This window comes from Agarivorans sp. Toyoura001 (assembly GCF_005405585.1).
Taxonomy (GTDB): domain Bacteria; phylum Pseudomonadota; class Gammaproteobacteria; order Enterobacterales; family Celerinatantimonadaceae; genus Agarivorans.
On the sequence record NZ_BJEQ01000011.1, the window covers coordinates 68,548 to 92,675 of the forward strand.

The following is a 24,128-nucleotide window of genomic DNA, read 5'->3' on the forward strand; positions in this document are numbered from 1 at the left end:
GGTATCTATATCAGAAAGGCTAACGCTCCGCAAATGAATTGCCATGAATTTGCCAATTCCACCTAAGCTACGCCACATATTGAAGACTGTTTGCTTGTTTTTTAATCACTCCTCTAAAGTAGTAAATCGCTAAGTGCTATTGTCACAAATATGTCACTTACTGTTTCAGGGGCTCACTGTTCATTTCTGTTTTAATTTATCTAGGCTCTGCTAATACTCCCTAAATTATAATATACAAAGCTACTCTTTGCGCAGAGGCCTAGCCAGTAGGAATGGCTGAGCGAAGTTGGCAAGCTTGGGGGCTTAGCTCGGCTTTATAGGCTAATACTTCTACACCCTGTTGTTTTGCCTGTTGCAGAAGTTCGGCATATTTAGGGTCGATGTGCGCAGCGGCTTGTACTGACGTGATGCCGCTGTGTAACACTGCAAACAACAATACTGCGCGGTGTCCTTGCTGTTTCATTTCCATCAATTCACGTAAGTGTTTTTGGCCACGGGTGCTGACGGCATCGGGAAAGTAGCCTTTACCGTCTTGCAATAAGGTGCAAGATTTTACTTCTATGTAGCAGTTTTCACGCTGTGGGTCTTCTAACAAAAAGTCTATACGACTATTTTCGCTGCCATATTTCACTTCGCGGCGTAGGCTTTGATAATCCTGTAACTCAGTAATCACCTGCTGGTTAATGGCCTGTTCTACCCACTCATTGGCTTTAGCGGTATTTACGCAAATCATATCGCCCGCTTTAGTTTGGCTTAGCTCCCAACTAAGTGAGTACTTACGTTTTGGGTTGCTGGATTGGCTATACCAAACGGTATTGCCAGGCTCTGCACAGCCTGTCATCGCGCCTGTGTTAGCGCAATATATGGTGGTTTCGCTACCATCAGCCAAGGTGACATCGGCTAAAAAGCGCTTATAACGTTTGATTAATGTGGCTGGCTTTAATGGAGATTCAAATGACATTGGCTGGAGTAATCTTACAAATAGTGAGCCCATGCTAACACTGATTGAATACCAGCGAGTAGCCTGGCTGTTTGAGCGCTAGGGGTTAGAAAAGGCGAACTTGGGTCATGGTGCTTGATTGGGTACACTAAACGGGTTTTACGATTTTAGGTTTGAGGAGCAGCTTTGAGCGCGCTACCAGTAGCACAAATATTCCCCGCATTACTCGAGCACTTAGCGGCTCAACAACACTTTATTGTTTGTGCTCCTCCAGGGGCGGGTAAATCTACCGCACTGCCATTGATGTTACTTAAACAAGCCAAGCTTGATGGAAAAATCATCATGTTGGAGCCACGGCGATTAGCGGCTCGAAACATTGCTCAGTACCTTGCGAGCCAGTTAGGGGAGAAAGTGGGTGAGCGTGTCGGTTATCAAATGCGTGGTGAGAATCGGCAATCGGCTAATACTCAGTTGTTGGTGGTAACAGAGGGGATACTCACTCGCTTGATTCAAGCCGACCCTGAGTTAGCGGGTGTTGCGTTAATTATCTTTGATGAATTTCACGAGCGTAGTATTCATGCAGATTTAGGCTTAGCACTTAGTTTAGAAGTACAGCAGGCGTTTAACTCTGAACTTAAATTGATGTTAATGTCTGCAACCTTGGAAAGCGATGCTCTGCAGCAACTATTGCCAGAGGCTTTATTACTTGAAAGCGAGGGGCGCAGTTTTCCGATTTCTTATAGTTATCATCCCGTAGACCGAGATTGGCAATGGAGTGAGCGCGTTGCTAAGGTCACCCAACAAGCACTGGCCGAACAAACCGGAAATGTATTGGTATTTTTGCCTGGTAATGCCGAAATCCGTTACGTTGCCCAGCAGCTCGATGCCCAACTCAATGCTGAAGTAGAGCTACATAGCCTGTATGGCAAGTTAAGTTTGGCTGAGCAACAAGCGGCGATTCAGCCTCCGGCGGCAGGTAAACGTAAAGTGGTACTAGCCACCAATATTGCTGAAACCAGTTTGACCATTGACGGCATTAGTTGTGTGGTAGATAGCGGCCTAGAACGCCAAGCCAGCTACCATGCCACCAGTGGTACCACTCGGTTACAAACCAAAATGATTTGTAAGGCCTCGGCAATTCAACGCGCTGGTCGTGCTGGCCGACTGCAAGCGGGCCACTGTTATCGCTTATTTAGTGAAGAGCAACTTAACCATCGACCGTTTGCTAATAGCCCGGAGATTTGTCGCAGTGAGTTAAGCCGTTTAGTGGTTGAATTACAGCAATGGGGCGCTAGCGCCAATGAATTGCAGTGGCTAGAACAGCCGCCAGCAGCGCACTTGGCGCAAGCTGAGCAGCTGTTAAGCCAACTTGCGCTGCTAGAAGGTGGCCGCTTAACCGCTAGAGCAGAAGGTTTAGCTAGTAGTGGCCTAGGGCCCCGCAGCGTGGCGATGTTAGATCAAGCTCAGCAATGGCAGAACAATTTGTCTCAGAAAGGCTTGTTATGGCGAGCCTGTGAATTAGCTGCATTATTAGATATTAATGCCCCGCTAAATGGTGTGGAGCCAAATCAAGCCATTTTGCAGCTACAAGGTGCGGCTAAACAGCAATACAAACAACAGCTAACAAGCTTAAGTCAGCGACTTAAGATTCATTCACAAGCAGTTGTTGACCCTTATTGGGATGGATTATTACTCGCACAAGCATTCCCCGATAGGATTGCCTTAAAACGCCAGGCTAACAGCTACACTGCCAGTGCTGGATTTGGTTTGGAGTTACAGCAAGACCAGCAAGCGTTAGCGAAGTATTCAGCCATGGTGGTGGTCGATTTATATTGGCCAGAAGGGCGAAATCAAGGTCGTGTGGCTTTAGCTTGCGAGCTAGACATTGAGCGTTTACGCCAATTTCAGCCTGAGCGTTTTAGCCAACAACTGCATTGTTTGTGGTCTGAGTCTGCCAAGCGGGTAGTGGCCGAGCAACAGCAAAGGTTGGGCAGCTTAGTGCTGTCTTCTCAACCCGCCAATCAGCTAGAGCCAGAGCTAGTGATAGAAGCTTGGCTTGAGCAAATTAATCGTAAAGGCTTTAGTTGGTTACCCCTTGGCGACAGGGCCCAAGCGTGGTTAGAAAAGGTGCGTTGCGCAGAGCAGTGGTTTAGCGATCTAAAACTCCTAGACTTTAGTGACCAAGCCTTAGTGGATAGTGCTGAGCAATGGCTAAATATGCATTTACAATCGTGCCGCAGTTGGCAGCAGTTAAAAAGCATAGACTGGTTAGCGGCTTTAAAATCTCGCTTAGATTGGCAGCAACAACAACAAATTGAACAGCTGGTACCGAGTCATTATTTGGCACCCTCGGGTAATCGAGCGGCTATTCGTTATCAGTTAGGTCAAGCTCCGGTAGTGGCAATTAAGCTGCAAGAGATGTTTGGGCAGCCACAGTCCCCGCAATTGGGGAACAAAATAGCGATTACTCTAGAGCTGTTATCACCGGGTGGAAAACCGCTGCAGCTGACGCAAGATTTAGCCAGCTTTTGGCAATCCGCTTATGTTGAGGTAAAAAAAGAAATGAAAGGGCGTTATCCCAAGCACCCTTGGCCTGATGATCCGGTGAATGCCCAAGCAACCCATAAAACAAAGCGACAGCTTAACTACTCTAAAACATAAGCTGCCTCTAAATAGGCATTTATAGCGTACTCTTCATTAATTTCAACTCATTTCAAATATTTATACTGTCATGGTATACGTGACAGTATGTGATGCTGCGGATGGTATATCCGAACAATTTATCTGGATATCATGCTCGGGCTGTAACGAGTTAAGCCTTGTTACTGGGCGCATTATCTCAACTTAATTATTGAGAGAGATGCTGACGAGTGACTCCTTCTATAGAGTGACTGGTCATGATTTATTATAAATTGTGAGAGCTAGCATTATGAATAAAAAAACTTTATTAGGCGCACTGATTGTTTCTTCACTGTCTACCGGCGTTATCGCAGCTGATCTAGATTGGTTCGCTGGCGCGGGTGTGGGTTATCAGGCTGATAATGTAAAGGGTATGTATAACGGCGAAGATGACGGCGCAACCTATCAGTTACGTGGTGGTGCTATTATTAATGACAATCATCGAGTAATGGGCACTTACGCCTATATGGATGAACTTAGCCAAAATACTTTCCTCGCTTCTTACGACTATTTGTACCCATTAAACGAGCAATTCAGTTTATTTGCTGGTGCTTCAATGGGCGCAGCTGATAGCGAAATTAACGATCAAAGCTCTACTGAGTTTGTTTGGGGTGGCCAAGTGGGCGCAATCTACAACATTAATAGCAATTGGAGTGCTGAACTAAGCTATCGCTATTTAGAGCAAGACTACGAAGAAGCGAACTTTAGTTTAAATGATACCCAGCAAGTTATGCTGTCAGTTGATTACCATTTCTAAACGGTTTTCTACTATTGGCTGAGCACGGATGCCAGCCTAGTGTTTTAATCAACGTCGTCTTTACAATGTCTGTTCCCCCTCTTTATTACCATTTATTCTTACATCAATTGAATTGGAGTACGCCCTCATGGCTAGCCAGCTGTGTAAATTTGTGACCCTCAAACCCCTGTGCTTGTTTAGTTTGCTGTTATTGGTTGCTTGCAGCGCGCCGCCAAGAAATGCCTCTCAGCATTCAGAATTAATGTCACCTTTAGCAACCTCAGGCATTCGTTATTGGGACGGCGAAAGTAAAGAAATCACAGGCCACGATTTAGAGACCGAGTACCAGCATATCTTACGCAGTCGAAAAAAAAGCAGAGCGCAAGATCAAGATCAGGTGTATCACCTAGCGTTATCGGGTGGTGGGATTAATGGTGCATTTTCTGCTGGTGTATTGAATGCGTGGACAGCGAAAGGAAACCGCCCTGAGTTTGATTTAGTGACCGGTGTGTCTACTGGCGCGATTGTATCTATATTCGCTTACCTCGGCAGCGACTACGACCATATACTAAAAAAATATTATACCCAAACGAGCTTAAGCAGCCTGTTTGAAGTGAACAGTTACTGGAGCTTGTTGGGCGGAGAAGCGGTTTTAGACACTAACGGGTTTGAACGGCAGGTTCGTAGCTACATTGATGCTGATATTGTTAGCCAATTAGCCAAACAACGTAGCGAGGGCCGGCTGCTGATTATTGGTACTACGAACCTTGATAATGAAAAGTTATCGATGTGGGATGTAGGAAAAATTGCCCAAGAGGGTAGCGATCAAGCCGTAGAGCTGATTCAAAACATTATTATTGCTAGCAGTTCTGTGCCCGGTGCATTCCCCGCTAAAAGCATAGTGATTGATGATGGCCATCAGCGTTTTGAAGAACTACATGTAGATGGTGGTGTTTCTCGCCAAGTATTTTTAGCGCCACAATGGGCCTACCATAGCGACTATGTTAATGGGTTACCGCAACATGTTTATGTGATTCGTAATGGCGTATTAAAGCCTTTTTATCAGGTAGTAGAGAACAATCTTACCGACATTAGCTTGCGTTCATTATCAACCATGATTCGTAATCAAGGCATTGGAGATGTAGAGCATATTTATCACTTTTCTCAGCGTCATAATATGCGTTTTAAATTGGCATATATTGATGATGATTTTGAGTTAATTAAAGACGAGGCTTTTACTAAAGAATATATGAACGCCGTGTACGACTACGCTTACCAAAAAACCATGAATGAAGGCCTTTGGCAAACCCTACCGCCTAGCTTACAGGCAAATTAAGTTGGTCTGTAACGGGGGTGTTCGAGTAAACCGTATAGCATTTACCCGTTTTATTTACTGTTAGAGGGGCGAGTAGGGCTAATACTAATTTATGCTTATAAAACGTAGCAAGGGAGAGTATCCTTATGGCTCTCTTCGCTGGCCCTTTCTCGCTACATTTTTGGCTGGCTAATAACTAACGTTTGATTAAGCAGTAAGGCAGTATGAGTCCAAAACAGCCCAATTCTTCGGCTAAAAAGCCAAGTCCTAAAAAAACGACTGCTAAAAAGCCCGCCAGTAAAGCCAAGCGATCTCCAGCCAAGAAAACCACCAAGCCACGCAGTGCTAAAAAAACCACCAAAAAAGTCTCTCTCGGTAAACGTTTATGGCGAATCGGCTGGAAACTGGCTGTAGTTGGTATTGTGGTGTTAGTGGCATGGGGAATTGTATTAGATAGACAGATTCAACAGCGTTTTGCCGGAGACAAGTGGCAGTTACCTGCTGCGGTTTATGGCCGTGAGCTTCAACTCTATCCAGGGCTTCGCTTAAGCCGAAAAGAGCTACAAGATGAATTAGCCTTACTTAATTACCGCAAAGTAAAACGGGCCAAACGTGGTGGTGAATATGCGGTATCTGAAACCAAAATTGAAGTGGTACGCAGGCAGTTTGAATTTGCCGATGGCGTCGAACCAGAATTGCCGATGTTACTCACCTTTAGCCCATCACGTTTAGCTAAAATTCAGCATCGCGATAGCGGAGAAGAGATAGCCCAAACCCGACTCGATCCAGTATTGCTAGAACGCTTAAATGTAACCGAGCAAGAAGACCGACTATTTGTGCCGCTTAATGAGATTCCAGAATCGCTAAAGCTCGCACTTATTCTCACCGAAGACCGTCAGTTTTATCAGCATGATGGTGTGTCACCTATGGCAATTGCTCGAGCCTTAGTGGTTAATTTACGGGCTGGGCGAACGGTGCAGGGGGGAAGTACCATTACCCAGCAATTAGCGAAAAACTTCTTTTTAACCCGTGACCGTACTCTGTGGCGAAAACTTCAAGAGGCATACATGGCTCTGCTGATTGATTTTCGTTACAGCAAAGATGAGATATTGGAGAGTTACTTTAACGAAGTGTATCTGGGCCAAAATGGCAGCAATGCGGTACACGGTATCGGCTTGGCCAGTTACTTTTATTTCGGACGCCCCGTCACTGATTTATCGGTCGAGCAAGTGGCGTTGTTGGTGGCAATTATCAAGGGGCCGTCTTATTACGACCCGTGGCGCCGTGAAGAGCGTGCATTAAATCGTCGTGATATTGTATTACGTATCTTGGCTGAAGAAGGCGAGATATCGGCAGAGCGCTACAAGCTGGCGGTTAAACAGCCTTTAGGCTTGAGCAAACGTGGCAGCATGGGTTATCAAAAAACGCCGGGCTTTGTCTCTTTAGTGCGCCGCGAATTAAAGCAATATGCTAACGACTGGAGCAGCCACAACGGGGTGAAAGTATTCACCACGCTGGATCCTTTGTCACAGCGCCACGCTCAAACTGCAGCGCAGTCGGTATTAGAGCAACTCGACAAAGGCAATAAAAAGCAGCTACAAACAGCGATGGTGATTAGTGAGCGCCATAGTGGAGCTATTCGTGCCTTAATTGGTGGCCGCGAAAAAAATAATCATGGATTTAACCGCGCGCTAGACGCGCGTCGTCAAATTGGTTCGCTGGTTAAACCGTTTGTGTATCTTACTGCCCTAGAGCAAGGCCATCAGTTAGGCGAGTTACTGGATAATAGCCCGCTCTCTGTTCCTTTAGATGACGGTACCCATTGGCAGCCCAACAACTACGATAAAACCTTTAGTGAGCCAGTAATGTTAGTGCGTGCTCTAGCCGAGTCGTTAAACGTGCCTACGGTTCGTTTAGGTCTAGAAGTTGGGGTCGATTCAGTCGTTGATACGCTTAAATTAGCGGGCTTGCAGGAAAATACTCGCGCTTACCCTTCGTTATTGTTGGGTAGTTTGAGTTTGTCGCCCTTTCAAATGGCGCAGTTATACCAAACTCTAGGAGGCGATGGTGAATATCGCCCATTGTACGCGGTGCATCAAGTAAATGATGGCCACGGCAATGTATTGTATCGCGCCGATAGCAATGTTGAACGCCGATGGTCGGAAATGAGTAATTTCCTCACTTTATATGGGATGAGCCAAGTCACGCGCAGTGGTACTGCTCGTTCACTGAAATGGCGTATTCCTAAAGTTGATTTAGCCGGTAAAACGGGCACGACCAACGATTTAAGAGACAGTTGGTATGTAGGCATCGATCAGCGAGAAATTGTCACTGTATGGGTGGGCCGAGATGATAATAAACCTGCTGCTGTCACCGGTTCGTCAGCTGCGTTGCCAGTGTATGCTGCCTACTTAAAAACTTCTTACCCGCAATCGCTAAGAGCGATGCAACCGGATCAACTATCTTGGGTTCACTTTGCTAAAAGTAATGGCCATCCTACATCGGCTGGCTGTGGTGAAACCCAATTATTGCCTGCTCCAAGTAGCCAAGCAGAGCTGGCCGAAGGCTGTGTACAACACACTGCGACCAAGGCTAAAACCTGGCTACAAAGTATATTTAACTAAGCCGAATTAATCGATTAAGGACTCGTAATGTTACAAGCAAACCAAGCGAAAATAATGCTGCAACTGCAAGACAACATGAACGCTAAAGTGAATCCAGATTGGCTGGCTACGCGTTCACCGTTTTTACGTGCGGTTGTTATTGAAGGCGCGGAAGCCATTGAGCATCACGGCTGGAAATGGTGGAAAAAACAAGACTGCGACTTAGAGCAGCTGCAAATGGAGCTAGTAGATATTTGGCATTTTGTATTGTCAGAGCTTTTACTACAAGCAAATGGGGAGCATGCACCCGCTCAGGCCCATGTTTTTGCCCATATCGACGAAACATCGCTAGAGTTTGATGGTAATACTTGGCAGTTCTCTGAACTTAATTTGTTAGAAAAACTAGAGTTACTCATTGGCTTAGCGGCGGCCAAACGTACCAGTATTGGTCTGTTCTCAGCCTTGTTAGCGGATTGCCAAATGACTTGGGTGGATCTTTACCAGCAATATGTGAGCAAAAATGTGCTTAACTTTTTCCGCCAAGACAACGGCTATAAACAAGGCACTTATCGAAAAGTGTGGGGCGGTCGAGAAGATAACGAACACCTAGTGGAGTTGATGCTGGATTTGGATGCTACTAGCTTGAGCTTCCAAGATGATTTGTATCAGGCGCTACATCAACGCTACAGCCAATCTAAGTAATGTAGGCTTTGTTGCAAATTGGCGCATTGATGCGCCTTTTTTGTGAGCATTTGCAATACGCTAAACCACCTCTCCTCGCGCTTGTTTTAGATTATTTGTGAAATGCCCAGCAAAGCTAGTCAATTATTCTATTGGTATGCTTTTCAACTACTTGCTTGTGGAATTTTTACTCTAAATTGGTTTTTAAGAAAAGCTGGCCTTGTTATTGCTCCTTATACTTTGTGTGGTTAAGTAGGTAATCACGCTTTCATAATCCAAGTAGTAGAGGTAAATATTATGGCTGTTTCAAGTTTTAGAGGTGCTTCAGGTGCGAGTTTTTGTCCAAGTAAGTCTAGTGATAAGCAAACCCGTAACAATGCTAAGTAGTCGAGTAGTTGGTATTCATCCACTATTCTAATAAAGCGCTTATTTCCGATGAGCGCTTTAACCCCCCCCTATTGCTAGTTTATTGTTAACTAAATCACACTTTTTTAGCGAAGTTAAGTTTCAGATAAATCTAGTATTTTTCCTATTTACGTCACTTTCTCCTCATTTTTTTCTCATTTTTGTGAAATAAGCCAGTAGACCACTGGGTCTTCTTGAACATGGCTGCGCAGTCTTGGATCATTACCAGGAGAATTATTATGAAAGCCGTTATTTCAACAGTGTTAAGTGTAGTGTTTGGATCTTTTTTAATGTTTAGCGCTGCTAGTCAGGCGGCGGTTGGCCCTTTAAGTGGGGCGCAAGGAAGCATGCAAATAGGAACCAGTGGAGTCGACCGTCATACCTGTCAGCGCGAAGCAATTCGTGGCGAAGTACAGTCGCCGTTTTGTTAAGCAGATAAAGTATTAGGAGAATGATGATGAAAGCCTTAACCACCAGTTTACTCAGTGTTGTGTTTGGTTCAGCCTTAATGTTTAGCGCTGCTAGCCAAGCCTCTTTTACTCCAGCCAATAGTGCTCAGGGTAGTCTGCAAATAGGTACTAGCGGTGTTGACCGTCATACTTGTCAGCGTGAAGCATTACGTGGTGAAGTACAGTCGCCGTTTTGTTAGGTGAACAGATTTCAAAAAAGGCGATGTGAATTCACATCGCCTTTTTTGATCTGCTGGTTGGCTAGGCTAAGCTGTTGGTCGGCAACGATCACTAAAGCTAGGTTGCTCAAAGTAGTCGTTGAGCAAAGCTAATAACTCTGAGTCTTGAGTGTGTAATTGAGTATTGCTTAAGGCAATGGTTGGCAAACCTTTGCTAGTTGCTTGAGTCTTTGTGGGGTGAATAGTGGTTTCTTTTTGAAATGCTTCAAACATAACGAACTCCTAAATATTAGTTCGCGCCTAGAGGCGCTTTAGCGGTATTTGTTAGCCGCCCGCAAGTTGTTGATTAAATCGGCGGCAGAGGTAGAATGACATTTGGCCATCTAGATGTCTAATTGTGTTTTGCCACAAGTCATAACTATTAGTTATTTATCGAGTTCTGAAAGAGTAAGATAGCCATTCTGCTTTTGTTTGGGCTGCATTACATGCTAAAACTGTTTTATATGCTGGTCGCTTGGCTATCAGTATTATTAGGAACACTAGGTATTTTTCTACCTTTGTTACCCACTACGCCATTTATTTTGTTGGCGGTAGCCTTGTTTTCGAAAAGCTCACCGCGTTTCGAAGCCTGGTTACAACAGCACCCTACCTTTGGCCCCTTAATTAATGATTGGCACCAACATGGTGTGGTGAGCCTCAAAGCTAAATTAAGCGCTACGCTAATGGTCACCATCTCTGCTGGATTAATGCTGTGGATGAATGTGCCTTGGATTGGAAGAATTGTTGCTGGTGTCTGCCTGCTAGCAGTAATGGTGTTTTTGTGGACTCGCCCTTCCACTAAAAAGTTGCTTCGCTAAGCGTCTCTTTTTCTGTCTATAATTCTTATTAAGTAATAAATTTAATATTAAGGGTTATTGATGCGCATACTGTTTATCGTTTGTAGCTTATTGTTGGCGAATATTGTTCATGCGGGTAATGGAACAGAAGTGTCTAATGTGAATTGCAATGGCACGTGGATCCGATCAGGTACCGATAAGCTTGAATTGATAAGCGCTTGTGGCAAACCAGAATATGAAGAAGTAGTGAGCGGCGATAACTTCAATAAACTTGAAGGCGTATTGTATAAGATTAACGGCAAGAAATATGTTGTGTATTTAAAAACTGGTCAAGTGGTGAAAATAGAGTGGTTACGTTAAACCGCGCCCTTAGCGAGCGCGGTTTAATAAGCTTATTTTAGTTGAGCAAAACAGCGCTCTGCTGCCGCAATGGTGGCGTCAATATCCGCTTCGGTATGCGCATACGAAGTAAATGACGCCTCAAAAGCTGAAGGCGCTAAGTAAATACCTTCTTCTAACATCAAGTGGAAAAACGTCTTAAAGCGTTCTGCATCACAAGCACAAGCTTGGGCGAAGTTAGTCACACTTGTTTCTTCAGTGAAGAAGAAACCTAACATTGCGCCTACCTGATTTACGGCCAGTGGAATCGCTTGGCGATCAGCGGCTTCTTTCAGGCCTTTGGCTAAGCGTTCTGTGATTGCATTTAAGTGCTGGTGAACCGTTGGATCTTTAAGTGCAGTTAGCGCTGCTAAGCCAGCAGCCATCGCGATAGGGTTACCCGATAGCGTGCCTGCTTGGTAAACTGGGCCAATAGGCGCCAGTTTATCCATAATTTCTTTGCTACCACCAAATGCGCCTACCGGCATGCCGCCGCCAATGACTTTACCTAAGCAGGTTAGATCAGGTTTAACGCCGTAATGTGCTTGAGCTCCACCTAGCGATACGCGAAAACCTGTCATCACTTCATCAATAATGAATACCGCTTGGTATTTATCACAAATCGCACGCAAGCCTTCTAAAAAGCCCTTCACTGGGGGAATACAGTTCATGTTGCCGGCCACTGGCTCAACAATAATACAGGCGATGTCTTCAGGATATTCGGCAAACAGTGCTTCTACAGAGGCTAAATCGTTGTATGTCGCAGTAAGAGTGTGTTGGGCAAAGTCTGCAGGAATGCCCGGCGAACTTGGCTGGCCAAGGGTTAATGCGCCAGAGCCTGCTTTTACTAATAACGAGTCGGCATGGCCGTGGTAGCAACCTTCAAACTTTAATATTTTGTCACGGTTAGTATAACCGCGAGCCAAGCGAATCGCGCTCATGGTCGCTTCAGTACCAGAACTCACCATGCGTACTTGATCCATAGACGGCACTAATTCACATACTAGGTTTGCCATGTCTATTTCAGTGGCAGTAGGCGCACCAAAACTTAAACCTTTGGCGGCTGCGTCAATCACTGCTTGGCGAATAGCGGGGTGGTTGTGGCCTAAAATCATTGGCCCCCACGATCCAACATAATCAATGTAGCTATTGCCGTCAGCATCATAAATGCGGGCGCCGTCGGCTCGTTCAATAAACACTGGCGTACCGCCCACGCCATTAAAGGCACGCACTGGAGAGTTAACACCACCAGGTATGGTTTGCTGGGCTTGGCTAAAGAGTTGTTCTGAGCGAGACATAAAGCATCCTTTAATATCAAAAATACTGGCCGCTTGGGCGCTAAATTGGGCTCACTATAGCAAACTATCTACGGGGGCTACATCTCTGGTTTGTTGCCGGAGATAAATCTGGGTAAACTGTCGTTTTTTCAGGGTAAGTGGGTAGAAAGTGGCAAAGCCGAAGTTGTTAGTGGTGAGTTTAATTGGCGCGTTAGCTTTAACAAGTGTTTATGGTTTATCGGTGGTGGTTGAAGAAAAAGACCAAATGATTAGCCAATTGCAACTGCGTTTAAGTAATGCCCTTGATAGCCAATCGGTTTTACAACAGCGTTTATCCATGGTGCAGCTAGAGCAAGATACTGGCTTAGCCGAAGTGGCTCAGCTTAAACGCAATATTGATGAGCTAACCCAGCAAAATGTAAGCATCACCGAAGAGTTACTGGTATACCGAACCATTATGGCGCCCGAGCAACAAGCTGGCGGCATGAAGATAGAGCAGTTACATATCGAGCCAATGCTCAGCCCTGGTTATTATCGTATGCAAGTATTGCTGATGCAGGTTGCGCGCAATAAACGTTGGCTAAAAGGCGATTTAGAATTACTGGTTATCGGAAGCCAAGACCTGCAGCCTGCTCAATACTCACTAAGCGAACTGCAGCAAGAATCCGCTGCACTTAGCTTTAAGTTTCATTATTTTCAAGAAGTAAATGCCGACTTAAAGTTGCCGGATGGGTTTAAGCCGGAGCGCATAGAGCTTACGGCAAAAGTGAAAGGCAATAAGTGGAACAAGAAGGCCGAAATCGTTCATCAGCAAAACTGGCCGAACTAGGATAATACTTGAACAAATTACTCAGGTATTAGATAATCTGCGCCAGTTAACATATTTAAGGAATTGATAGTGTCAGAGCAAGCTGTAACTGAACAAGCCGCATTTCCGATTCAATTTACCGATGCCGCTGCATCACGTGTAAAAGAGTTGGTTGCTGAAGAAGAAAATCCAGCACTAATGTTGCGTGTCTATGTCACCGGCGGTGGTTGCTCTGGGTTCTCTTACGGATTTACTTTCGATGAAAAAGTGAATGAAGGCGACACCTTAGTAGAGAAGCAGGGCGTATCAATGGTTGTTGACTCAATGAGCCTACAATACTTGGTTGGCGGCATTGTTGATTTTACCTCAGGCTTAGAGGGTTCACGTTTCTTAGTGAACAACCCTAATGCGAATACAACCTGTGGCTGTGGGTCTTCTTTTAGTATTTAGATTTTAATAATAGCTAATGTTTGTATTGTTTTGTAAGCCACCGCAAGGTGGCTTTGTTGTTTCTTAGTCTTAGCACAGGCTTTGTAGCAAATTTGTCAGTAGTATTCTTGAAAGCATATAGATCAAAGGCTCTACCTAGTATACTGATTCTCTTACCATTGAATCGTCAACAGGGAGTGTTTGATTGTGTCTGCCGTAAAACAATTTTTTGCTGCTCGCCCATATATTTTTTCTATCATTATTGTTATCGCAGTTGTCTTATGGATGCTCTCTGGACAACTTAGCTCTGCAGAAAAAGCACCGCTAGATTCGACTAAAACCGAGCATCAACTTACTCGAGTACAAGTTAAAACTTTTACTGCTGAGCCCATCGAACGTAGCTTGCATTTATACGGTCAAACCGAAGCGCGTCGTCAAAGTGTTATTTCTGCTGAAGTTTCTGGCCGACTAGTGGAATTTTTGGTTGCCGAAGGGCGCCCTATCAAAAAAGGCCAAGCCTTAGCCCGTTTAGATATTCAAGACCGTCGCTCGCAGCTATTACGCGCCGAAGCATTACTTGAGCAGCGCACCATTGAATATGCTGGTGTAAAAGCTTTAAGCAAGCAAGGATTCCAAGGTAAAGCGCGTTTGGCCGAAGCCAAAGCATCCTTAGTTGAAGCTGAATCAATGGTAAAAACCCTTAATTTGGCGATTGATAACACCTTAGTGCTATCGCCTTACACAGGTATTTTTGAAGAGAACATTGTAGAAGCGGGTGCTTACCTAGGCATTGGTGACCCGATTCTTCGGTTAGCCGATACCCAACAGTTATTGGTACGCACCGACGTATCTGAGCGCGATATCTCCCAGTTAAAGTTAGATAAAAAAGCCTACGTGACCTTGGTTACTGGCCAAGAAGTAGAAGGCACTATCGATTTCATCGCCACCTTGTCTGATGCCAATACCCGCACTTTTAAAGTAGAAGTACTGCTAGAAAACCAAGACCAAAAACTGATGGCCGGCGTTAGTGCCAGTGTGCGCATTCCCTTAGAAGAAGTGGCTGCCATTAAAGTTAGCCCTGCGGTATTGGCCTTAGATGAGCAAGGTAACCTAGGCGTTAAAACGGTAGTGGACGACGTGGTGCAGTTTATCCCGGCGGATTTAGTACGCTCAGATCCAGATGGTGCTTGGTTATCAGGCTTTACTGGCGATAATGATGTAATTGTACTGGGCCAAGGCTTTGTACGTGAAGGTGACAAGGTTGAACCGGTTACCAAAGCGGAGCTACTCGCCCAAGAGAGGCTTGAATAATGCACGCCTTTATTGAAGCGGTTTTGTCGCGCACCCGCACGGTGCTGTCGCTGTTGGTGTTCTTGTTTATCGCCGGCATCATTACCTATAACAATATCCCTAAAGAATCGGATCCCGATGTAGAGATCCCGGTTATTTATGTGTCTATTCCGCACGACGGTATTTCGCCGCAAGACGCCGAACGCTTGCTGCTTCGCCCTATGGAGCAAGAGCTGCAAGGTTTAGAGGGCATTAAGGAAATGACCGCCACCGCGAGCGAGGGCCATGGCTCGGTGGTATTAGAGTTTATAGTTGGAGTAGACATCGACCAAGCCTTGTCCGATGTACGCGCTAAAGTAGACCAAGCTAAACCTAAATTACCAGCTGGCGGCGACGAACCTGAGGTGCATCAAGTGACCTTGGCCACCGAGCAACCAGCTATTACTGTATTGCTGTCTGGTGACTTGCCACAACGTGCGTTGCTAACCATTGCACGTGACCTGCAAGACCAAATGGAAACCATGAAGCAGGTATTAGAAGTAAACATTGGTGGTGACCGTGAAGACTTCTTAGAGATTATTGTTAACCCGCTGCTGATGGAATCTTATGGGCTCGACCAAGCCGACATTTACAACTTAGTTAGCCGTAATAACCGCTTAGTTACCGCAGGCACCTTAGATACTGGTAACGGCCGCTTTGCAGTAAAAGTACCAGCAGTATTTGAAAACGTTAAAGACGTTATTGAGTTACCGATTAAAGTGGACGGTGACCGCATTGTTACCTTTGGAGATGTAGCATCTGCACGCCGCACCTTTAAAGACGCTAGCACCTACGCTCGAGTAAACGGCAAACCCACTATTTCTTTAGAAGTGAGTAAACGCCCCGGCGAAAACCTGATTGAAACCATTGAGCAGGTTAAACAGCTGATAGCCGACGAACGTAAGTTTTGGCCAGACTCGGTGATTGTGGATTACGCTGGCGACAAATCAAAAGACATTCGCACCATGTTGTCGGAGCTGCAAAACAACATTTTGTCTGCGGTGTTACTGGTAGTGGTGGTGATTATCGCGGTAATGGGCGTGCGCTCATCCTTGTTGGTCGGCATTGCTATTCCGGGCTCATTCTTAGCCGGTATTTTGGTGTTATCGCTGGGCGGCCTTACCATTAATATGATCGTTTTGTTCTCGCTGATTATGGCGGTGGGCATGCTGGTGGATGGTGCCATTGTGGTCACCGAGTTTGCCGATAGGCAAATGAGTGAAGGCGTACCACGGCACCAAGCTTACTCGCTGGCATCACAACGTATGGCATGGCCAATCATTGCTTCTACCGCAACTACCTTAGCGGCGTTTGCACCGTTGCTGGCGTGGCCGGGCATGGTCGGGCAGTTTATGGGGTACTTGCCGTTAACCTTGATTGCCACCTTAAGTGCTTCGCTGGTGATGGCGTTGATCTTTGTACCTTCGCTAGGCAATATTTTTGGTCGCCCGCGTAAGCTAAGTGCTAAGCAGCAACAAGCGCTGATTAAAGCTGACCAAGGACAATGGAAAGACCTACAAGGTTTAACTGGTGTCTATTTACGGGTATTGCATAAGGCAGTAAATGCACCGTTGCGCGTATTAGCTTTGGGCATTGTTATCGCCGTTGTAGTGATTATGGCCTACGGCAGTGCTGGTAAAGGGGTAGAGTTTTTCCCAGATGTAGAGCCCGTAGGTTACAACATAATTGTGCGCTCTCATGGCGATTATTCTACCGATGAAAAGCTACAAGTGATGTTAGAAGTAGAGCGTAGAATCGTTGAGCTTGATGATTACGACACCCTCTACACCAAAGTGGGTGGCGACCAATTAGGCGATATTCGAGTAAATCTTAAAGACTGGAATGAGCGTCGTCCAGCTAACGAAATCATTGAAGATATGCGTTCGCGCCTAGCGCCCATCGCTGGTTTAGAAATTGAGTTTCGCAAAGATAAAGCAGGCCCGCCAGCGGGTAAAGATGTGCAGCTAGAACTTAGCTCTCGCTTTCCTGAGCGCTTAGAACCTATGGCGAAAAAGATCCGTACAATGGTGGACGATAATCCGCACTTTGTTAACGCCGAAGACTCTACCACTAAGCCAGGCATTGAATGGCAGCTTAAAGTTGACCGCGCTAAAGCCGCCCGTTTTGGCGCCGACGTAACGCTGCTGGGTAATACCGTACAGTTTGTGACTAATGGTTTAAATATCGGTGATTATCGTCCCGATGATGTGGATGATGAGCTAGAAATCCGAGTTCGTTTTCCAGAAGAAAATCGTAGCATTAGCCGTTTAAGTGAACTACGGGTTAAAACGGGATACGGTTTAGTGCCTATCACTAACTTTGTTTCTTTAGAAGCTAAGCCTAAGCAAGACGTGATTAACAAAGTAGACGGCCGCCAAGTGATTACGGTTAGTGCCGATATGGCACCAGGGCAAAACCTAAGTTTAGAATTGCCGCTATTACAAGAGCAGCTTAAACAACTAGAGCTAGACCCCTTGGTTGAGGTGAAACTTCGCGGCCAAAACGAAGACGAACAAGAAACCATGGACTTTTTAGGCAAGGCCTTTATGGTGGCGCTGTTTGTTATGGGGCTTATTTTGGTTACCCAGTTTAATAGCTTCTACCAAGCTTTGCTTATCTTGTCGGCGGTAGTGTTTTCTACCATAGGGGTATTACTGGGGCTGTTAGTGGCAGGGCAAGCCTTCGGCATTATTATGAGTGGCCTAGGGGTCATTACTTTGGCAGGGATTGTGGTGAACAACAATATTGTATTGATTGATACCTACAACGTATTACGCAGGCAAGGCATACCGGCGCAAGAAGCAATTATGCGCACTGGCGCCCAGCGTTTACGCCCAGTAATGCTAACTACCATCACCACTATTTTGGGTTTAATGCCCATGGTGTTGCAGCTGAATATTGATGTATTCGAACGCACGATTGAAGTGGGCGCACCCTCTTCACAATGGTGGTCTCAATTGGCTACTGCAGTAGCGGGTGGTTTAAGTTTTGCTACTTTGCTGACTTTAATCCTGACCCCATGTTTATTGATGTTAGGCGCTAAGTTTAGCCGAAAAGATAAATACGCAGAGCTTGAAGAAGCCAAAGAACAAGAGATGTTAGGGGCGTAGTTAATGGCCTAGCCTTTGTCGCTTAGTTTTAATGTCAACTCTCTTAGGTTTTACTATGCTAAGACTTAAGGGGGAACCCTTCTATTTTGTTGTGGTTTACAGGTGATTTAGCCAGGTAAAAGTAATGAAAGTTTATGGTTATTCAAAGAGCATTGAAGGTAATTCTCCTTTGATATTGTCCGAGATTACTTTATCAACTAATGCTAAAGAGTTACGAGAAATAGCTAAGTTCTTAGAGCAAGCGGCTAACAAAATGGACAGAAATGGCAGTGGCTTTGAGCATCTGCATTTATCTGATTTTTCTACTTCAATTGAAGGACCTGACTTAATTATATTTGATGAGCCGACCTTGAAGTAAAACACCTTAATACCTTTAGATTAGGTATTCATCGTTACCGACAGTAACCAAAAAGAGTAGTTCAAATGTCATATGAAATGTTAGTGGGTTTACATGTATTAGATGACGATATGTACCTGCAGTACCGTGATGCGATGAAGCCGATTCTCTCAAGTTACGGCGGCGGTTTTGGTTACGACTTTAAGGTGTCTGAAGTATTACGCCCTGAGGAGAATAGGGATATTAACCGTGTTTTTACTATTTATTTTTCCGAACGTTCAGCGAAGGAAGCCTTCTTTGCTAATCCTGAATACTTGAAAGTAAGAGAGCGCTACTTTGAAGGCTCTGTGGCTAGTACTACTATCATTTCCAGCTATGAGAAAAACAGCTAGCTAGGCTCTTATTATTGACGTGGGCTGGGGTGGAAGTTGGCCAGTTAAAACCTGTGCTCAGCCCTTATATTACTTGCCATTAGCTTTTTAGATTATTCGATATTATCCCAGCTATTCGGCTGAACTCTTTTAACTCTTCATCACTTAAATTCTGCTTCATCTTTATACTTACTTTGCTCTGTGTATCGGCGATAAGCGCGGCTAGCGCTTGGCCTTCCTCAGTTAGTGATAAAAACTGGCTTCTTTTATCTTCTGGGTTGGCGGTTTTTGTTAGCCAGTTATTGCTAATCATTTCTTTAACTAGGCGAGCAATCTGCGCTTTGTCTCTTCCCAAAAATTGAACAATGTCATTGGCCGTGCAGGCTTCTGAGTTGTGAATATAGCTTAAACATTTTACATGCATGCTGTTTAAACCTAACTCGCTAGCCTTAAGTGCCGAACGCATGGTTAAGCGGTATGAATGTGCAATGCTGAAAATGGTATTGGAAATTGAATGGTTATCCATAGATCCTACTTTGATATTTTGTTGACAATGTCAACTTAATTAAACTATAGTAGACCTTATCAACTTAATTGATGTTATTCAAGCTAATGAAGGAAACACTTTGAAGCCAAAGATGCGATTAACCCATGTTTCTAATATTGTTGAGCTTTCGCCACACCTGCGCCGAATAGTGGTAACAGGCGATAGCTTAGGTGACTTTCCTATCGGTAAAGAAGGCGCTCATGTAAAAGTAGTTTTGCAACAAAGTACCCAAAAAGATCCCATACTGCGTTCATATACTATTCGCTCGTTTAGTGCTGAAACCAAAGAGCTCGCCTTGGATTTTGTGGTTAATCGCCATAGTGGGCCAGCGACTGACTGGGCCAAAAATGCAAAGGTGGGCGACAGCCTGGGTATCGCTGGGCCAGGGCCAATGAAATTGACTCAATATCAGCATGATAGCTACTTGTTAGTGGGCGACATCACGTCGCTAAATGCGATTAACGGCTATGTGCCACGCTTTAATAAAAGTGCCGAAGTAAACGTGGTGATTAGCGTACCGACTCGTGCAGACATTATCGAAATGGATTACCGCGACTCGGTGCATACCGAATGGTTTGTTGAAGATGAAGCAACTGGCACTTTAGAGCAAGCAGTCTTTGAGCGAGCCAAAAACATGCCTCTAGATACCCAGGTATTCTTGGGGCTTGAAGCGAGAAGTATTCGCACATTACGCCCGGTTCTGCAGCAAGATATTGGCTTTAATAGATTGAATGTTTCGGCAGTAGGGTATTGGAAACAAGGCGTAAATGCCGACCGCTTTGGCGCTCAGAAGAAGGCTCAGCCACTGTAAGATTGCTAAATGACTTAAGACCACAATATTGAGATGAGGACGAACACCGTGAAAATTGCAATAACCGCCGCTAACGGCCAGCTAGGCTCTGCAATCGCTAAAGCGACTATCGCTTTATTGTCGAAAGAAAACGTAGTGGCACTGGCGCGTACCCCAGAAAAAGCCGCCGCTTTGGGCGTAGAAGTTCGCCCTGGTGATTACAATAACCAAGGCCAATTAGAGCAGTCTTTACAGGGTATTGATGCACTATTGCTGGTATCTGGTATGGACGCGCCAGACAAGCGCATTGCGCAACACCGAAATGTTATTCGTGCAGCCAAGAGCGCAGGTGTTAAAAAAATAGTGTATACCAGCGTACAAGGCGCAGAACAGGGAACGGCTTTTTCACCGGTGATTCAAAGCAATCGCCAAACCGAGCAAGATGTTCGAGAAAGTGGCCTAGACTGGGTGATTGGTAGAAATGGCATCTACATTGAACCTGATATTGAATATCTAGAAAACTACAAGAAGTTAGGGGTTATTGCTAACTGCGCCGGTGACGGAAAATGCGGCTATACCACGCGTTCCGAATTAGCCCATGCTTACGCATGTATGCTCAGTGATGATAAACACAATGGCAATACCTATAACTTACATGGCGAGGCGCTTAGCCAATACGACTTAGCGGAGTATTTTAATCGCGCTTTCAACACCACGCTGCGTTACACCCCGATGTCGGTTGAAGAGTATAAACAAGAGCGAATTGCTGAACTGGGTGAGTTTATCGGAACAGTAATTTCAGGTATTTATGACGGTATTCGCCAAGGCGAAGCGGATAATCCAAGCCATTTCTTAGCGGCAACGGGGCGGCAGCATCAAGCTTGGGATGATTATTTTTCCAGTTTAAACAAATCTTTATGATTGAGTGACTAAGGTGCGGTTAAAAGCTGGATTGACTTACTCTTAATATTTAGTTGATTAGAACAACTAAATGTGCCAGCATAGTTGTCGCAGTCAACTATGTTGGCAGCGCAGCCTGTCTCACACGCTTATTCGCTATTTTACTCAGTTCATCTCGTTTGGAGAAATCGTGCCGATTCATCGTTCTATTAATCACGCATTGCGAGATATTCGCCTGAAAACGCGAACCAAAATGATGGCTGAGGTAAAGCGCCAACAGGTGGACTTTTCTCCCCTAGAACACAAGGCAATGAGCGATATTGCAGCCTGCGAAGGCGCCTCTCAGCAAACGCTAGTTGTGTCGATGAGTAAAGACAAAGCGCAAATAGCGCGGGTAGTAGCCCGTTTACTGCGACAAGATCTCATCACTAAGCACGGCAATCCAGACGATAAGCGAGCAGTATTGCTGGCCTTAACTGAACGTGGGCAGCAGTTGCTAGCATGTTTGGACAAAGTGGAAATGGAGATCGTTAATGACATGCTGGAGGACTTTAGTGAAGAAGAGTCTCAGCTGTTTTGCTCGTTGCTGCATCGGATTAATCACAACTTAAAGTAAGCACTGCCTTAATCAATGAACTAAGTCTTCTTCGCGTTAACGCTTGTGCATTGTTTCCTCCCCTGTACTAAATGTAGTTTGGAGTAGTACCTTGAAAAAAGAACAACCCTTTTTAGGGCAAACGGGCACCTTGCTATTTTTAGTGGTGATCAGTGCGTTTCCGCCCTTAACCACCGATCTCTATTTGCCCGCTTTGCCACAAATGGTCGATATTTTTAATACCAATCAAACCATGGTGAACTTAACGCTCAGTGTTTATTTTGTTACTTATGCCGTTGGTCTTCTATTTTGGGGGCCGTTAAGCGAAAAGTTTGGCCGCAAACCTATCTTGCTTGTGGGCATGGGGATCTATATTTCCGCCAGTGTTTTATGTGCCCTTGTGCCTAATATTGAAATGCTGATTGGTGCTCGCTTAATACAGGCATTTGGTGGCAGCGCGGTTACCGTGGTGGCTACCGCCATTGTTAAAGATCTTTACGATGGCAGAGAGCGTGAAAGAATAATGGCAACCATTATGTCCTTAGTGATCATTGCCCCTATGGTAGCGCCGGTACTCGGGTCGTTTTTACTTAAGATTGGTTCTTGGCGCATGATGTTTGTGGCTTTAGCCATTTTTGGTGGTTTGTCTGCGCTACTTGCCATTGGCTACCGAGAAACTCTAGACACGCGCTATACCGGTTCTATTGTTCGTTCTTGGGGGCGCTTAGCGGTAGTAATGAAAAACCCTCGATTCACTTCATTACTGGGGATATTTTCTATTCCGGCCATGGCAATGATGGCGTTTTTAGCTGCGGGGTCGTATATCTATGTCAATGGCTTTGGTCTTACTGAGCAAGAGTTTAGTTACGCTTTTGCATTCAATGCTTTGTTAGCCTCATTTGGGCCACGCATATACATGAAGTTATCTAAGCACATCTCTGTTCAAACGATAGTGATGATGTGCTTTGGCTTATTGGCACTATGCGGCGTGCTAATGCTTACCGCGGGGCATTTATCACCTTGGCTGTTTGCTATGCTTGCTGGCCCTGCCACTGTTGGGGTAATTGGTATGCGTGTACCTGGCACCAATCTAATGCTTGAACAACAAGAGAGTGATACCGGTTCGGCGGTGGCAATTATTCAATTTTTTGCGATGATGTGCGGTTCGCTGGGTATGGTATTGGTGTCGTTACGGCCTGAGTCTTTGATTGAAAACTTAGGCACTATTCAGTGTGTAATCGGCTTTACGGGCGGGGCTTTATGGCTATTGGTAAGAAACCGATCTTACGTGACTGAAAAAGTCTCTGAGCTAAGCCAAGAAGCTTAATTAGCGGGATAAAACCCACCCAAAATAGCCGGTTTACTAGCGCCAGTTACTGAGCTGGCGTTGCCTGTTTGTCGCTGCACAAAGCAGCGGGCAAGCCAAGCAAATGCCATGGCCTCTAAGGCTTGTTCTGGTATGCCCAGCGCTGAGGTTCTACTCAGCGTGAGTTTGGGTAAAGCCTTGGCTAACAACGCCAATAAAAAGCCATTGTTATCACCTCCACCACACAAGTAAACCGTACCTTCTTCATAGCTTAACAACTGCTGAGCAATACTTTGGCTGGTTAAATGGTGCAGGGTGCATTGAATGTCTTCTGGCGAGGCCATAGAAAACTCAGGCTGCGTTAAAAAGCTATCTAACCACGCTAGGTGAAAATATTCACGACCAGTGCTTTTGGGGGCGCTTAAACTAAAATAATCATCGCTTAGCATCTGCTCTAGTAAACGAGGTATCAGCGTGCCGCTGCGGCCCCAGTCACCGTTGTCGTCGTAATCTAAACCGCTAGGGTGATAGCGCTTAAAGTGTTGGTCCAACAAGGTATTGCCGGGCCCGGTGTCATAACCCAGTAACTCTTGTTTGGGAACAAGAGCAGTAATGTTAGCAATGCCACCAATATTTAGGATGAAACGTGGCTCACTTGGATGACTAAACATTGCTTGGTGAAAGGCTGGTACCAAGGGCGCACCTTGGCCGCCTAAGGCCATGTCTTTGTTTCTAAAATCGGCCACTACATCTATTTTGCTTTGCACCGCAATGTGGCTTGGGCTGCCTATCTGCAAACTAAAACTTAGCTCAGGGAAGTGGCGAATGGTTTGGCCGTGGCTACCTATGGCGGTGATGTGATCGGCACTTAAGCCAGCAAGCTGAATGGCTTGATTCGCAGTATCAGCAAATAAGCCAGCAACTGCCACGCTAGCTGATGCCATGTTGGCTAATTCGTTCTCTGCTGGGCTACATAAGCCGTGTAATTGGCTGAGTAATTGAGCCGGAATAGCTTGCTGGTGGTGGGCCAGTAGCTTGGGGGGGGATTGGGCAAAATCCACTACCACCGCATCTACGCCATCCATACTGGTACCAGACATTAAACCTAGATAAATATCACTCATCGCC

At 45.3% G+C, this 24,128-nt stretch carries 24 protein-coding genes; 19 read left to right on the forward strand and 5 right to left on the reverse strand.

Going from position 1 to position 24,128, the window contains the following annotated elements:
* Positions 1-259: 259 nt before the first annotated feature.
* The gene (sfsA, locus tag FFR00_RS13675; protein ID WP_137673968.1) at positions 260-961 is read right to left on the reverse strand and encodes a DNA/RNA nuclease SfsA; all 702 of its coding nucleotides are present in this window, start codon (positions 959-961) and stop codon (positions 260-262) included.
* Positions 962-1,126: 165 nt separating this feature from the next.
* On the opposite strand from sfsA, the gene hrpB reads away from it, so the two are divergent.
* The 7 genes from hrpB (at position 1,127) to FFR00_RS13710 (ending at position 10,008) form a co-directional block, all read left to right on the forward strand.
* On the forward strand, positions 1,127-3,601 hold the full coding sequence (gene hrpB / locus FFR00_RS13680; protein ID WP_137673969.1) for an ATP-dependent helicase HrpB: 2,475 nt from the start codon (positions 1,127-1,129) through the stop codon (positions 3,599-3,601).
* Positions 3,602-3,869: 268 nt separating this feature from the next.
* Positions 3,870-4,376, forward strand: a complete 507-nt coding sequence (locus FFR00_RS13685; protein WP_137673970.1) for a porin family protein — start codon at positions 3,870-3,872, stop codon at positions 4,374-4,376.
* Positions 4,377-4,503: 127 nt separating this feature from the next.
* A complete protein-coding gene (locus FFR00_RS13690; protein ID WP_137673971.1) occupies positions 4,504-5,691 on the forward strand; it encodes a patatin-like phospholipase family protein in 1,188 nt (395 codons plus the stop codon).
* Between the two features lie 203 nt (positions 5,692-5,894).
* Complete coding sequence (mrcB, locus tag FFR00_RS13695) at positions 5,895-8,294, forward strand: penicillin-binding protein 1B (protein WP_235836230.1); 2,400 nt, start codon at positions 5,895-5,897, stop codon at positions 8,292-8,294.
* A 27-nt stretch (positions 8,295-8,321) separates the two neighbouring features.
* Positions 8,322-8,975: a dUTP diphosphatase gene (locus tag FFR00_RS13700; protein WP_137673972.1), complete on the forward strand. Its 654-nt coding sequence runs from the start codon at positions 8,322-8,324 to the stop codon at positions 8,973-8,975.
* Between the two features lie 623 nt (positions 8,976-9,598).
* A complete protein-coding gene (locus tag FFR00_RS13705; protein ID WP_137673973.1) occupies positions 9,599-9,790 on the forward strand; it encodes a hypothetical protein in 192 nt (63 codons plus the stop codon).
* Between the two features lie 20 nt (positions 9,791-9,810).
* Complete coding sequence (locus FFR00_RS13710; RefSeq protein WP_235836231.1) at positions 9,811-10,008, forward strand: hypothetical protein; 198 nt, start codon at positions 9,811-9,813, stop codon at positions 10,006-10,008.
* Positions 10,009-10,074: 66 nt separating this feature from the next.
* Here FFR00_RS13710 and FFR00_RS13715 read toward each other — a convergent pair whose 3' ends face one another.
* Positions 10,075-10,260 carry a hypothetical protein gene (locus FFR00_RS13715; protein ID WP_137673974.1) on the reverse strand — a complete coding sequence of 62 codons (186 nt, stop codon included), beginning with the start codon at positions 10,258-10,260 and terminating at the stop codon, positions 10,075-10,077.
* 212 nt (positions 10,261-10,472) lie between these two features.
* On the opposite strand from FFR00_RS13715, the gene FFR00_RS13720 reads away from it, so the two are divergent.
* The gene (locus tag FFR00_RS13720; RefSeq protein WP_137673975.1) at positions 10,473-10,844 is read left to right on the forward strand and encodes a YbaN family protein; all 372 of its coding nucleotides are present in this window, start codon (positions 10,473-10,475) and stop codon (positions 10,842-10,844) included.
* Positions 10,845-10,904: 60 nt separating this feature from the next.
* Positions 10,905-11,183, forward strand: coding sequence for a DUF2845 domain-containing protein (locus FFR00_RS13725; protein ID WP_137673976.1), 279 nt, complete (start codon positions 10,905-10,907; stop codon positions 11,181-11,183).
* Between the two features lie 32 nt (positions 11,184-11,215).
* On the opposite strand, the gene hemL is transcribed toward FFR00_RS13725, so the two are convergent.
* Positions 11,216-12,499, reverse strand: a complete 1,284-nt coding sequence (gene hemL, locus FFR00_RS13730) for a glutamate-1-semialdehyde 2,1-aminomutase (RefSeq protein ID WP_137673977.1) — start codon at positions 12,497-12,499, stop codon at positions 11,216-11,218.
* 148 nt (positions 12,500-12,647) lie between these two features.
* Between hemL and FFR00_RS13735 the strand changes: the two genes are divergently transcribed.
* The 6 genes from FFR00_RS13735 (at position 12,648) to FFR00_RS13760 (ending at position 18,883) form a co-directional block, all read left to right on the forward strand.
* Positions 12,648-13,307, forward strand: coding sequence for a DUF6776 family protein (locus FFR00_RS13735; protein ID WP_137673978.1), 660 nt, complete (start codon positions 12,648-12,650; stop codon positions 13,305-13,307).
* 69 nt (positions 13,308-13,376) lie between these two features.
* On the forward strand, positions 13,377-13,736 hold the full coding sequence (erpA, locus tag FFR00_RS13740; protein ID WP_137673979.1) for an iron-sulfur cluster insertion protein ErpA: 360 nt from the start codon (positions 13,377-13,379) through the stop codon (positions 13,734-13,736).
* A 186-nt stretch (positions 13,737-13,922) separates the two neighbouring features.
* Positions 13,923-15,026, forward strand: a complete 1,104-nt coding sequence (locus FFR00_RS13745) for an efflux RND transporter periplasmic adaptor subunit (RefSeq protein WP_137673980.1) — start codon at positions 13,923-13,925, stop codon at positions 15,024-15,026.
* Complete coding sequence (locus FFR00_RS13750; protein WP_137673981.1) at positions 15,026-18,154, forward strand: efflux RND transporter permease subunit; 3,129 nt, start codon at positions 15,026-15,028, stop codon at positions 18,152-18,154. Before FFR00_RS13745 ends, FFR00_RS13750 begins: the two co-directional genes overlap by 1 nt.
* Before the next feature lie 124 nt (positions 18,155-18,278).
* The gene (locus FFR00_RS13755; RefSeq protein ID WP_137673982.1) at positions 18,279-18,512 is read left to right on the forward strand and encodes a hypothetical protein; all 234 of its coding nucleotides are present in this window, start codon (positions 18,279-18,281) and stop codon (positions 18,510-18,512) included.
* Positions 18,513-18,577: 65 nt separating this feature from the next.
* Positions 18,578-18,883 (forward strand): DUF1330 domain-containing protein, encoded by a 306-nt coding sequence (locus FFR00_RS13760; protein WP_137673983.1) that lies wholly within the window; start codon positions 18,578-18,580, stop codon positions 18,881-18,883.
* Positions 18,884-18,962: 79 nt separating this feature from the next.
* Here the strand turns inward: FFR00_RS13760 and FFR00_RS13765 are convergent, their stop codons facing one another.
* The gene (locus FFR00_RS13765; RefSeq protein WP_137673984.1) at positions 18,963-19,388 is read right to left on the reverse strand and encodes a MarR family winged helix-turn-helix transcriptional regulator; all 426 of its coding nucleotides are present in this window, start codon (positions 19,386-19,388) and stop codon (positions 18,963-18,965) included.
* A gap of 100 nt (positions 19,389-19,488) precedes the next feature.
* Here FFR00_RS13765 and FFR00_RS13770 point away from each other — a divergent pair, with 100 nt between their 5' ends.
* From FFR00_RS13770 to FFR00_RS13785, 4 genes are all read left to right on the forward strand, one after another.
* Positions 19,489-20,220, forward strand: a complete 732-nt coding sequence (locus tag FFR00_RS13770; protein ID WP_137673985.1) for a siderophore-interacting protein — start codon at positions 19,489-19,491, stop codon at positions 20,218-20,220.
* 48 nt (positions 20,221-20,268) lie between these two features.
* Positions 20,269-21,120 carry an SDR family oxidoreductase gene (locus FFR00_RS13775; RefSeq protein ID WP_137673986.1) on the forward strand — a complete coding sequence of 284 codons (852 nt, stop codon included), beginning with the start codon at positions 20,269-20,271 and terminating at the stop codon, positions 21,118-21,120.
* Positions 21,121-21,190: 70 nt separating this feature from the next.
* Positions 21,191-21,715 carry a MarR family winged helix-turn-helix transcriptional regulator gene (locus FFR00_RS13780; protein WP_201798751.1) on the forward strand — a complete coding sequence of 175 codons (525 nt, stop codon included), beginning with the start codon at positions 21,191-21,193 and terminating at the stop codon, positions 21,713-21,715.
* Between the two features lie 91 nt (positions 21,716-21,806).
* Positions 21,807-23,021, forward strand: coding sequence for a multidrug effflux MFS transporter (locus tag FFR00_RS13785; RefSeq protein ID WP_137673987.1), 1,215 nt, complete (start codon positions 21,807-21,809; stop codon positions 23,019-23,021).
* Here the strand turns inward: FFR00_RS13785 and FFR00_RS13790 are convergent.
* Entirely contained in the window at positions 23,018-24,124 is a 1,107-nt protein-coding gene (locus tag FFR00_RS13790) for an anhydro-N-acetylmuramic acid kinase (protein ID WP_137673988.1), read from the reverse strand. The two genes, FFR00_RS13785 and FFR00_RS13790, sit on opposite strands and share 4 nt — an antisense overlap.
* Between the last annotated feature and the right edge of the window lie 4 nt (positions 24,125-24,128).

What these genes read in the sequence shown, in the direction of transcription:
- sfsA (WP_137673968.1), bottom strand. Translation starts at nt 961, where the DNA reads ATGTCATTTGAATCTCCATTAAAGCCAGCCACATTAATCAAACGTTAT.
- FFR00_RS13685 (WP_137673970.1), top strand. Translation starts at nt 3,870, where the DNA reads ATGAATAAAAAAACTTTATTAGGCGCACTGATTGTTTCTTCACTGTCT.
- FFR00_RS13690 (WP_137673971.1), top strand. Translation starts at nt 4,504, where the DNA reads ATGGCTAGCCAGCTGTGTAAATTTGTGACCCTCAAACCCCTGTGCTTG.
- mrcB (WP_235836230.1), top strand. Translation starts at nt 5,895, where the DNA reads ATGAGTCCAAAACAGCCCAATTCTTCGGCTAAAAAGCCAAGTCCTAAA.
- FFR00_RS13700 (WP_137673972.1), top strand. Translation starts at nt 8,322, where the DNA reads ATGTTACAAGCAAACCAAGCGAAAATAATGCTGCAACTGCAAGACAAC.
- FFR00_RS13705 (WP_137673973.1), top strand. Translation starts at nt 9,599, where the DNA reads ATGAAAGCCGTTATTTCAACAGTGTTAAGTGTAGTGTTTGGATCTTTT.
- FFR00_RS13710 (WP_235836231.1), top strand. Translation starts at nt 9,811, where the DNA reads ATGATGATGAAAGCCTTAACCACCAGTTTACTCAGTGTTGTGTTTGGT.
- FFR00_RS13715 (WP_137673974.1), bottom strand. Translation starts at nt 10,260, where the DNA reads ATGTTTGAAGCATTTCAAAAAGAAACCACTATTCACCCCACAAAGACT.
- FFR00_RS13720 (WP_137673975.1), top strand. Translation starts at nt 10,473, where the DNA reads ATGCTAAAACTGTTTTATATGCTGGTCGCTTGGCTATCAGTATTATTA.
- FFR00_RS13725 (WP_137673976.1), top strand. Translation starts at nt 10,905, where the DNA reads ATGCGCATACTGTTTATCGTTTGTAGCTTATTGTTGGCGAATATTGTT.
- hemL (WP_137673977.1), bottom strand. Translation starts at nt 12,499, where the DNA reads ATGTCTCGCTCAGAACAACTCTTTAGCCAAGCCCAGCAAACCATACCT.
- FFR00_RS13750 (WP_137673981.1), top strand. Translation starts at nt 15,026, where the DNA reads ATGCACGCCTTTATTGAAGCGGTTTTGTCGCGCACCCGCACGGTGCTG.
- FFR00_RS13755 (WP_137673982.1), top strand. Translation starts at nt 18,279, where the DNA reads ATGAAAGTTTATGGTTATTCAAAGAGCATTGAAGGTAATTCTCCTTTG.
- FFR00_RS13760 (WP_137673983.1), top strand. Translation starts at nt 18,578, where the DNA reads ATGTCATATGAAATGTTAGTGGGTTTACATGTATTAGATGACGATATG.
- FFR00_RS13765 (WP_137673984.1), bottom strand. Translation starts at nt 19,388, where the DNA reads ATGGATAACCATTCAATTTCCAATACCATTTTCAGCATTGCACATTCA.
- FFR00_RS13780 (WP_201798751.1), top strand. Translation starts at nt 21,191, where the DNA reads ATGTGCCAGCATAGTTGTCGCAGTCAACTATGTTGGCAGCGCAGCCTG.
- FFR00_RS13790 (WP_137673988.1), bottom strand. Translation starts at nt 24,124, where the DNA reads ATGAGTGATATTTATCTAGGTTTAATGTCTGGTACCAGTATGGATGGC.